A 9,706-nucleotide genomic window follows, 5' to 3' on the forward strand; every position below is an offset into this window, starting at 1 on the left:
CTGTGCGAAATTTGATACTTGTGGGGCCCATGGGCGCTGGAAAAAGCACCATCGGACGCCTGTTGGCCAAAGAGCTGCGCCTGCTGTTCAAGGATTCCGACAAGGAAATCGAACTGCGAACCGGCGCCAACATCCCGTGGATCTTCGACAAGGAAGGCGAGCCGGGCTTTCGTGATCGTGAGCAGGCGATGATCGCCGAGCTTTGCGCGCTCGATGGCGTGGTCCTGGCCACCGGTGGCGGCGCGGTGATGCGCGATGCCAACCGTGCGGCACTGCATGCCGGCGGGCGGGTGATCTACCTGCATGCTTCGGTGGAGCAACAGGTAGGGCGCACCTCGCGCGACCGCAACCGGCCACTGTTGCGCACCGCCAACCCGGAAGCCACGCTGCGCGCCTTGCTGGAGACGCGCGACCCGCTCTATCGCGAAATTGCCGACCTGGTGGTGGAAACCGACGAACGGCCACCGCGCATGGTGGTGCTCGACATTCTCGAGCGCCTGCAGAAGTTGCCGCCCCGCTGAGGGGGGACTATCCTCGGCGTCCAACGCCGGGACGGGGTTGAACGTCACTGCGCGGGGCCGCACCGCGGCCATCGCGCCCAAGTACATTGTGGGGATACATGCAGACACTAAAGGTCGACCTGGGCGAACGTAGCTACCCGATCTACATTGGCGAGGGCCTGCTGGACCAGCCCGAGCTGCTGGCGCCGCACATTGCCGGCCGGCAGGTCGCCATCGTTTCCAACGAGACTGTCGCGCCCCTGTATCTCGAGCGTCTGAGCAAGACCCTGGGTGCCTACTCGGTACTGCCGGTGGTGCTGCCCGACGGCGAGGCCCACAAGAACTGGGAAACCCTGCAACTGATCTTCGATGCCCTGCTCACGGCCCGCCACGACCGGCGCACCACCGTGGTCGCTCTTGGCGGCGGTGTGATCGGCGACATGGCGGGCTTTGCCGCGGCCTGTTATCAGCGTGGGGTGGACTTCATCCAGGTGCCGACCACATTGCTGTCTCAGGTGGACTCCTCGGTTGGTGGCAAGACCGGCATCAACCATCCGCTGGGCAAGAACATGGTCGGCGCCTTCTACCAGCCCAACGCGGTGCTGATCGACACCACCAGCCTCAAGACCCTGCCGGGGCGTGAGCTGTCCGCGGGCCTGGCCGAAGTCATCAAGTACGGCCTGATCTGCGACGAGCCATTCCTGGGTTGGCTCGAAGACAACATCCATGCCTTGCGCGCCCTCGAACCTGCGGCCCTGACCGAAGCCATCCGTCGCTCCTGCGCGGCCAAGGCCGCCGTGGTCGGAGCCGACGAGCGCGAGTCTGGCGTGCGTGCCACGCTCAATCTTGGCCACACTTTCGGGCATGCCATCGAGACCCACATGGGCTATGGCGTCTGGCTGCACGGTGAAGCGGTGGCGGCAGGGACGGTCATGGCGCTGGAGATGTCCATGCGCCTCGGCTGGATCGACCAGCCCGCGCGTGATCGCGGAATTCGCCTGCTGCAGGACGCAGGATTGCCGGTGGTGCCACCACAGGAAATGACCCCGGCGCATTTCATGGAGCACATGGCGGTCGACAAGAAAGTGCTCGACGGGCGCCTGCGCCTGGTGCTGCTGCGCCAGCTGGGCGAAGCCGTCGTCACCGACGACTATTCGACAGAGATTCTTCAGGCCACGCTGGCGGCGGATTACCGCGCGATCGTGGCCCAGCTTTGAGGTTGTGACAACGCGATGACCAGTCTGCATGCCGATGAGGCGTTTCTCGATCATTACCAGTTGAGCCACGATCCGTTCGCCCCGCGGGTGCCCGGCTTCAAGTTCTTCCCAGCCCAACGCAAACCGGTGCTGGGGCAACTGCACCACCTGGCGCGCTACAGCCAGCTGATGCTGGTGGTCAGCGGCCCGGTGGGCAGCGGCAAGACCTTGTTGCGCCAGGCGCTGGTGGCCAGCACCAACAAGCAGTCGGTGCAGAGCGTGGTGGTGTCCGCCCGTGGCGCGTGCGACGCAGCCAGCGTGCTCGGCCAGGTGGCGCAGTCGCTGAACGTGGCGCAACCGGAAGTACAGGCGATCCTGTCGCAGGTGGTGCAACTGGCGCTGACCGGCCAGGAAGTCTATCTGCTGGTGGACGATGCGGAACAACTCGACGAGTCGGCACTCCAAGCGTTGCTGGAGTTGGCGGCAGGCGTTGCCGAAGGGCGTCCGCATGTCTTCCTGTTCGGTGAGCCTTCGCTGATCGCTGGGCTGGAGGAGCTCAATGCAGATGGCGAGCGGTTCCACGTCATCGAATTGGCCCCGTACAGCGAGGAAGAAACCCGCGAGTACCTGGAGCAGCGCCTGGAAGGCGCCGGCCGGGGGATCGAGGTGTTCACTGCCGAGCAGATCGTCGACATCCACGAAAACTCCGACGGTTGGCCTGGAAACATCAACCAGGTCGCCCGCGATACCTTGATCGAAGCCATGATCGCCAGCCGTACCACGGTAAAGCGACCATCCATGGGGTTCAAAATGCCTAAGAAACACGTGCTCGCGTTGTCCGCTGTGGTCGTGGTCGCCGTTGGCGCGGCGGTCCTGATGCCGAAGAAAGGCGACAAGGCGCCGACCGACGCACCTGCCGCCCAGGCCCAGTTGCCTCTGGGGCAGAGCGGCAATCCCGCCATCGAGTTCTCCGGTTCCTCGCAGCCGATGCCATTGCCGCTGGTTGGCCAGTCGCAGCCGGTGATGCGCGAGCCGCTGGCCCAGGCCGCCGGCATGGGTGAAGGGGAAGAAGGCGGACCGGCCGGCAACACCGCATTGCAGCCATCGACGCCTTCGGCTGCCGTTCCGCCGACCGTGACCACCATCGCGCCACCCCAAGGCGCGACCGCCAGCCCGGCACCGGCCCCTGCCCAGCCTGTCACCAGCGCACCTGCGCAGCCGGTTGCGCCTGCGCCAAAACCGGTTGCTACCCAGCCGGCAAAACCGGTTGCACCTGCCAAGCCCGCACCGGCGCCGACCCAGGTCGCCAGCGCCAAGCCAGCCGCGAAGCCGACTGCAGGTGGCGCGGGCAACAGTAGCTGGTACGCCGGCCAGAAGCCGGGCAATTATGTGGTGCAGATCTTCGGCACCAGCTCCGAGGCGTCGGCCCAGTCGTTCGTCAAGGCGCAGGGTGGCGACTATCGCTACTTCAAGAAAAACCTGCAGGGCAAGCCGCTCTACGTGGTCACCTACGGCAACTTCGCCAGCCGCGACGCCGCCGCTGCGGCAATCAAGAACTTGCCAGCCAAGGTCCAGGCTGGTAAACCTTGGCCACGTACCGTGGGCAGCGTCCAACAAGAGCTGGCCACGGCCCGCTGATACCTTCCGGGCGGCACCACCCCGCCGCCCAGTTGCTGAGCGAATCCTGATTCACGACTAGCCTGCTGCGCCCAAAGCGCGGCAGGCTTTTCTGTCCCAGACTGCCGGCCACAAGCCCTCCCTTGCAGTCCTGGCTGAAACGCTTCAGACTCGACCAACGTCGATATCACGACGCCTGGCGTAAAAACATTCAAAATTGCGACATAAATTTTCAATGGTGAGACATGAAAATTTGTGGGCGTCACTGTCGCTGTGCAACAATGGTTTTCCATGGCCACCGCAAAAAAGCTGGCGTTTGATCGGCGTGGATGGTAAGTGGTTGTTAAAAAAGAGATTTGCCTCCGGTTGAGAGGTGAACCTGGTGAGAAAGTGTCTATGAAAACAGGTCTGTACCATCCCGAAGAATTCAAGGACAACTGTGGTTTCGGCCTGATCGCCCACATGACGGGCGAACCGAGTCACCACCTTCTGCAAACCGCCATGCAGGCGCTGACCTGCATGACCCACCGCGGCGGCATCAACGCCGATGGCAAGACCGGCGACGGTTGCGGTCTGCTGATGCAGAAGCCCGATCAATTCCTGCGTGCCGTGGCCCAGGAGCACTTCGCCGTCGAGCTGCCGAAGCAGTACGCGGTCGGCATGGTGTTCTTCAACCAGGACCCGGTCAAAGCCGAGGCCGCTCGCGCCAACATGGACCGCGAGATCGTCAACGCCGGCCTCAAGCTGGTCGGCTGGCGCAAGGTGCCGATCGATACCCGCGTGCTTGGCCGCCTGGCGCTGGAGCGCCTGCCGCAGATCGAGCAGGTGTTCATCGGCGGCGAAGGCCTGAGCGACCAGGAGTTCGCCATCAAGCTGTTCAGTGCCCGGCGCCGCTCGTCCGTGGCCAATGCCCACGATGCCGACCACTACATCTGCAGCTTTTCGCACAAGACCATCATCTACAAAGGCCTGATGATGCCGCGCGACCTCGCGGCGTTCTATCCGGACCTCGGTGACGAGCGCCTGCAGACCGCGATCTGCGTATTCCACCAGCGCTTCTCCACCAACACCCTGCCGAAGTGGCCGCTGGCGCAGCCCTTCCGCTTCCTCGCCCACAACGGCGAGATCAACACCATCACCGGTAACCGCAACTGGGCCATGGCCCGTCGCACCAAGTTCGCCAACGACCAGATCCCCGACCTCGAAGAGCTCGGTCCGCTGGTCAACCGCGTCGGCTCCGACTCCTCGAGCATGGACAACATGCTCGAGCTGATGGTCACCGGCGGCATCGACCTGTTCCGTGGCGTGCGCATGCTGGTACCGCCAGCCTGGCAGAACGTCGAGACCATGGACGCCGACCTGCGCGCCTTCTACGAGTACAACTCCATGCACATGGAGCCGTGGGACGGTCCGGCCGGCATCGTCATGACCGAAGGTCGCCACGCGGTCTGCCTGCTCGACCGCAATGGCCTGCGCCCGGCGCGCTGGGTCACCACCCGCAATGGCTACATCACCATCGCGTCGGAAATCGGCGTATGGGACTACAAGCCTGAAGATGTCATCGCCAAGGGCCGAGTCGGTCCGGGCCAGATCTTCGCCGTCGATACCGAGACCGGTCAGATCCTCGACACCGACGCCATCGACAACCGCCTCAAGTCGCGCCACCCGTACAAGCGCTGGCTGCGTCAGCACGCCCTGCGCATCCAGGCGACCCTGAGCGACGACCAGGGCGTGGCCAGCTACGACGCCGACCAGCTCAAGCAGTACATGAAGATGTTCCAGGTCACCTTCGAGGAGCGTGATCAGGTGCTGCGTCCGCTTGGCGAGCAGGGTCAGGAAGCGGTCGGCTCGATGGGCGACGATACGCCGATGGCCGTGCTGTCCCAGCGCGTGCGCTCGCCGTACGACTTCTTCCGCCAGCAGTTCGCCCAGGTGACCAACCCGCCGATCGACCCGCTGCGTGAAGCGATCGTCATGTCCCTGGAAATCTGCCTGGGCGCCGAGCGCAACATCTTCCAGGAATCCCCCGAGCATGCCTCGCGGGTGATCCTCAGCTCGCCGGTCATCTCGCCCGCCAAGTGGCGTTCGCTGATGAACCTGGAACGCGAAGGTTTCGACCGCCAGCTGATCGACCTCAATTATGAAGAGAGCGTCGGCCTGGAAGCGGCCATCCGCAACATCGCCGACCAGGCCGAGGAGGCCGTGCGCGGCGGCAAGACCCAGCTGGTGCTGAGCGACCGCTACATCGCCCCGGGCAAGCTGCCGGTACATGCCTCGCTGGCCGTCGGCGCGGTGCACCACCGCCTGACCGAGCAGGGCCTGCGCTGCGACAGCAACATCCTGGTCGAGACCGCCACCGCCCGCGACCCGCACCACTTCGCCGTGCTGCTGGGCTTCGGTGCCTCGGCCGTCTACCCGTACCTGGCCTACGAAGTGCTGGCCGACCTGATCCGCACCGGCGAGGTGCTGGGCGACCTGGACGAAGTGTTCAAGTACTACCGCAAGGGCATCTCCAAGGGCCTGCTGAAGATCCTGTCGAAGATGGGCATCTCCACCATCGCCTCGTACCGTGGCGCCCAGCTGTTCGAAGCCGTGGGCCTGGCCGAGGAAGTGGTCGGGCTGAGCTTCAAGGGCGTGTCGAGCCGCATCAAGGGTGCGCGCTTCGTCGACCTCGAAGGCGATCAGAAACTGCTGGCGGCCGAAGCCTGGAGCGCGCGCAAGCCGATCCAGCAGGGTGGGCTGCTCAAGTTCGTCCACGGTGGCGAATACCACGCCTACAACCCGGATGTGGTCAACACCCTGCAAGCCGCCGTGCAGCAGGGCGACTACGCCAGGTTCAAGGAGTACACCACGCTGGTCGACCAGCGCCCGGTGTCGATGATCCGCGACCTGCTCAAGGTCAAGGTCGCCGACCAGCCGCTGGCCCTGGAGGAGATCGAGCCACTGGAGGCGATTCTCAAGCGTTTCGACTCCGCCGGCATTTCGCTGGGCGCGCTGTCGCCAGAGGCCCACGAAGCCTTGGCCGAGGCCATGAACCGCCTGGGCGCCCGCTCCAACTCCGGCGAGGGCGGCGAAGACCCGGCCCGCTACGGCACCCTCAAGAGCTCGAAGATCAAGCAGGTGGCCACCGGTCGCTTCGGCGTGACCCCGGAGTACCTGGTCAACGCCGAGGTGCTGCAGATCAAGGTGGCCCAGGGCGCCAAGCCCGGCGAGGGCGGCCAGTTGCCGGGCGGCAAGGTCAACGGCCTGATCGCCAAGCTGCGTTACGCGGTACCGGGCGTGACCCTGATCTCGCCACCCCCGCACCACGATATCTATTCGATCGAAGACCTGGCCCAGCTGATCTACGACCTCAAGCAGGTCAACCCGCAGGCCCTGGTGTCGGTCAAGCTGGTCGCCGAGGCCGGTGTCGGCACCATCGCCGCTGGCGTGGCCAAGGCCTATGCCGACCTGATCACCATCTCCGGCTATGACGGCGGCACCGGCGCATCGCCGCTGACCTCGATCAAGTACGCTGGCGCGCCGTGGGAGCTGGGCCTGGCCGAAACCCACCAGACCCTGCGCGGCAACGACCTGCGCGGCAAGGTGCGGGTACAGACCGACGGCGGCCTGAAGACCGGCCTGGACGTGATCAAGGCCGCTATCCTCGGCGCCGAGAGCTTCGGCTTCGGCACCGCGCCGATGATCGCCCTGGGCTGCAAGTACCTGCGCATCTGCCACCTGAACAACTGCGCCACGGGCGTAGCCACCCAGAACGACAAGCTGCGCAAGGACCACTACATCGGCACGGTCGACATGGTGATCAACTTCTTCACCTTCGTCGCCGAAGAGACCCGTGAATGGCTGGCCAAGCTGGGCGTGCGCAGCCTCGGCGAGCTGATCGGTCGTACCGACCTGCTCGACGTGCTGCCAGGCGACACCGAGCGCCAGCAGTACCTGGACCTGACCCCGCTGCTGGGCAGCTCGCACATCCCCGCCGACAAGCCGCAGTTCTGCGAAGTGGACAAGAACCCACCGTTCGACAAGGGCGAGCTGGCCGAGAAGATGGTCGAGATGGCCATGGCGGCGATCCGCGACCAGGCCGGTGGCGAGTTCGACCTCGACATCTGCAACTGCGACCGTTCCATCGGCGCCCGTATCTCCGGCGAAATCGCCAGGCTGTACGGCAACCAGGGCATGGCCGACAAGCCGATCACCTTCCGCTTCAAGGGCACTGCGGGCCAGAGCTTCGGCGTGTGGAACGCCGGTGGCCTGAACCTGCGCCTGGAGGGCGACGCCAACGACTACGTCGGCAAGGGCATGACCGGCGGCAAGGTGACCATCGTGCCGCCAGCCGGCAGCCCGTTCGAAACCCAGCACAGCGCCATCGTCGGCAACACCTGCCTGTACGGTGCGACTGGCGGCAAGCTGTTCGCCGCCGGCACCGCGGGCGAGCGTTTCGCTGTGCGTAACTCTGGCGCCCACGCCGTGGTCGAGGGCACCGGCGATCACTGCTGTGAATACATGACCGGCGGCTTTGTCTGCGTCCTGGGCAAGACCGGTTACAACTTCGGTTCTGGCATGACCGGCGGTTTCGCCTACGTGCTCGACATGGACAACACCTTCGTCGACAAACTCAACCACGAGCTGGTGGAAATCCAGCGCATCAGTGGTGAGGCGATGGAGGCCTATCGCAGCCACCTGGCGCGGGTCCTGGGCGAATACGTGGACGAGACCGGCAGCGAGTGGGGGCGTGAGCTCTCGGAGAACCTGGACGACTACGTGCGGCGCTTCTGGCTGGTCAAGCCCAAGGCGGCCAACCTCAAGCAACTGCTGTCCAGCACCCGCGCCAACCCGCAGTAACAACAGCTGCAAGTGGCGGGCCCCGTACGCGGGGCTTGCCCGGCTCAAGTGATCGTCTTGCAGCTTGCGGCTGAAGCCGGCAACTGCGGTAAAGAGGTTTTGAAAAATGGCTGAACGTCTGAGCAACGACTTCCAGTTCATCGAAGTGGGCCGCAAGGACCCGAAGAAAAAACTGCTGCGCCAGCGCAAGAAGGAGTTCGTCGAGATCTACGAACCCTTCAAGCCCCAGCAGTCCGTGGAGCAGGCACATCGCTGCCTGGGCTGCGGTAACCCGTATTGCGAGTGGAAGTGCCCGGTGCACAACTTCATCCCCAACTGGTTGAAGCTGGTCTCCGAAGGCAACATCCTGGCCGCGGCGGAACTGTCGCACCAGACCAACACCCTGCCGGAAGTGTGCGGCCGCGTTTGCCCGCAGGACCGTCTGTGCGAAGGTGCCTGCACCCTGAACGACGGCTTCGGCGCGGTGACCATCGGCTCGGTGGAGAAGTACATCACCGACACGGCCTTCGCCATGGGCTGGCGTCCGGACATGTCCAAGGTCAAGCCCACCGGCAAGCGCGTCGCCATCATCGGTGCCGGCCCGGCCGGCCTGGGCTGCGCCGACGTGCTGGTGCGCGCGGGCGTGACCCCGGTGGTGTTCGACCGCAACCCGGAAATCGGCGGCCTGCTGACCTTCGGCATCCCCGAGTTCAAGCTGGAAAAGACCGTGCTCAGCAACCGCCGCGAAGTCTTCACCGGCATGGGCATCGAGTTCCGCCTGAACACCGAGGTGGGCAAGGACATCACCCTGGAACAGCTGCTCGCCGAGTACGATGCGGTGTTCATGGGCATGGGCACCTACACCTACATGAAGGGCGGCTTCCCGGGCGAGGACCTGCCGGGCGTGCATGACGCGCTGGACTTCCTGATCGCCAACGTCAATCGCAACCTCGGCTTCGAGAAATCGCCGGAAGACTTCGTCGACATGCAGGGCAAGAAGGTCGTGGTGCTCGGTGGTGGCGACACTGCGATGGACTGCAACCGGACCTCGATTCGCCAGGGCGCCAAGTCGGTGACCTGCGCCTACCGCCGCGACGAGGCCAACATGCCGGGTTCGCGCCGCGAGGTGAAGAACGCCAAGGAAGAGGGCGTGAAGTTCCTCTATAACCGCCAGCCCATCGCCATCGTCGGCGAGGACAAGGTCGAAGGCGTGAAGGTGGTCGAGACCCGTCTCGGCGAGCCGGATGCCCGTGGCCGTCGCAGCCCCGAGCCGATTCCGGGTTCCGAGGAGATCCTGCCGGCCGACGCCGTGGTGATCGCCTTCGGCTTCCGCCCGAGCCCGGCGCCGTGGTTCGAGCAACATGGCATCCAGCTGGACAGCCAGGGCCGCGTGGTGGCACCGGAGAAGGGCAAGTTCAAGCACCAGACCAGCAACCCGAAAGTGTTTGCCGGTGGCGACATGGTGCGCGGTTCGGACCTGGTGGTGACGGCCATTTTCGAGGGTCGCACCGCTGCCGAAGGGATCCTGGACTATCTCGAAGTCTGATTGATCGTTGGGGCTGCTTCGCAGCC

At 64.9% G+C, this 9,706-nt stretch carries 5 protein-coding genes; all 5 read left to right on the plus strand.

The genetic code is table 11. From position 1 onward, the window contains the following. Positions 1-2 precede the first annotated feature (2 nt). The 5 genes from aroK to N7422_RS13110 all read left to right on the plus strand — a co-directional run bounded on the left by aroK (position 3) and on the right by N7422_RS13110 (position 9,680). A complete protein-coding gene (aroK, locus tag N7422_RS13090; RefSeq protein WP_038706967.1) occupies positions 3-521 on the plus strand; it encodes a shikimate kinase AroK in 519 nt (172 codons plus the stop codon). A gap of 98 nt (positions 522-619) precedes the next feature. Continuing rightward, positions 620-1,717 carry a 3-dehydroquinate synthase gene (aroB, locus tag N7422_RS13095; protein WP_279806934.1) on the plus strand — a complete coding sequence of 366 codons (1,098 nt, stop codon included), beginning with the start codon at positions 620-622 and terminating at the stop codon, positions 1,715-1,717. A gap of 15 nt (positions 1,718-1,732) precedes the next feature. Then, on the plus strand, positions 1,733-3,334 hold the full coding sequence (locus N7422_RS13100) for an AAA family ATPase (protein ID WP_279806935.1): 1,602 nt from the start codon (positions 1,733-1,735) through the stop codon (positions 3,332-3,334). A gap of 375 nt (positions 3,335-3,709) precedes the next feature. After that, positions 3,710-8,155, plus strand: a complete 4,446-nt coding sequence (gene gltB, locus N7422_RS13105; protein WP_279806936.1) for a glutamate synthase large subunit — start codon at positions 3,710-3,712, stop codon at positions 8,153-8,155. 106 nt (positions 8,156-8,261) lie between these two features. After that, on the plus strand, positions 8,262-9,680 hold the full coding sequence (locus tag N7422_RS13110) for an FAD-dependent oxidoreductase (RefSeq protein WP_279806937.1): 1,419 nt from the start codon (positions 8,262-8,264) through the stop codon (positions 9,678-9,680). The last annotated feature ends 26 nt before the right edge of the window (positions 9,681-9,706 follow it).

The sequence above is a fragment of the Pseudomonas sp. GD04091 genome, from assembly GCF_029836165.1.
Classification (GTDB): Bacteria; Pseudomonadota; Gammaproteobacteria; order Pseudomonadales; family Pseudomonadaceae; genus Aquipseudomonas.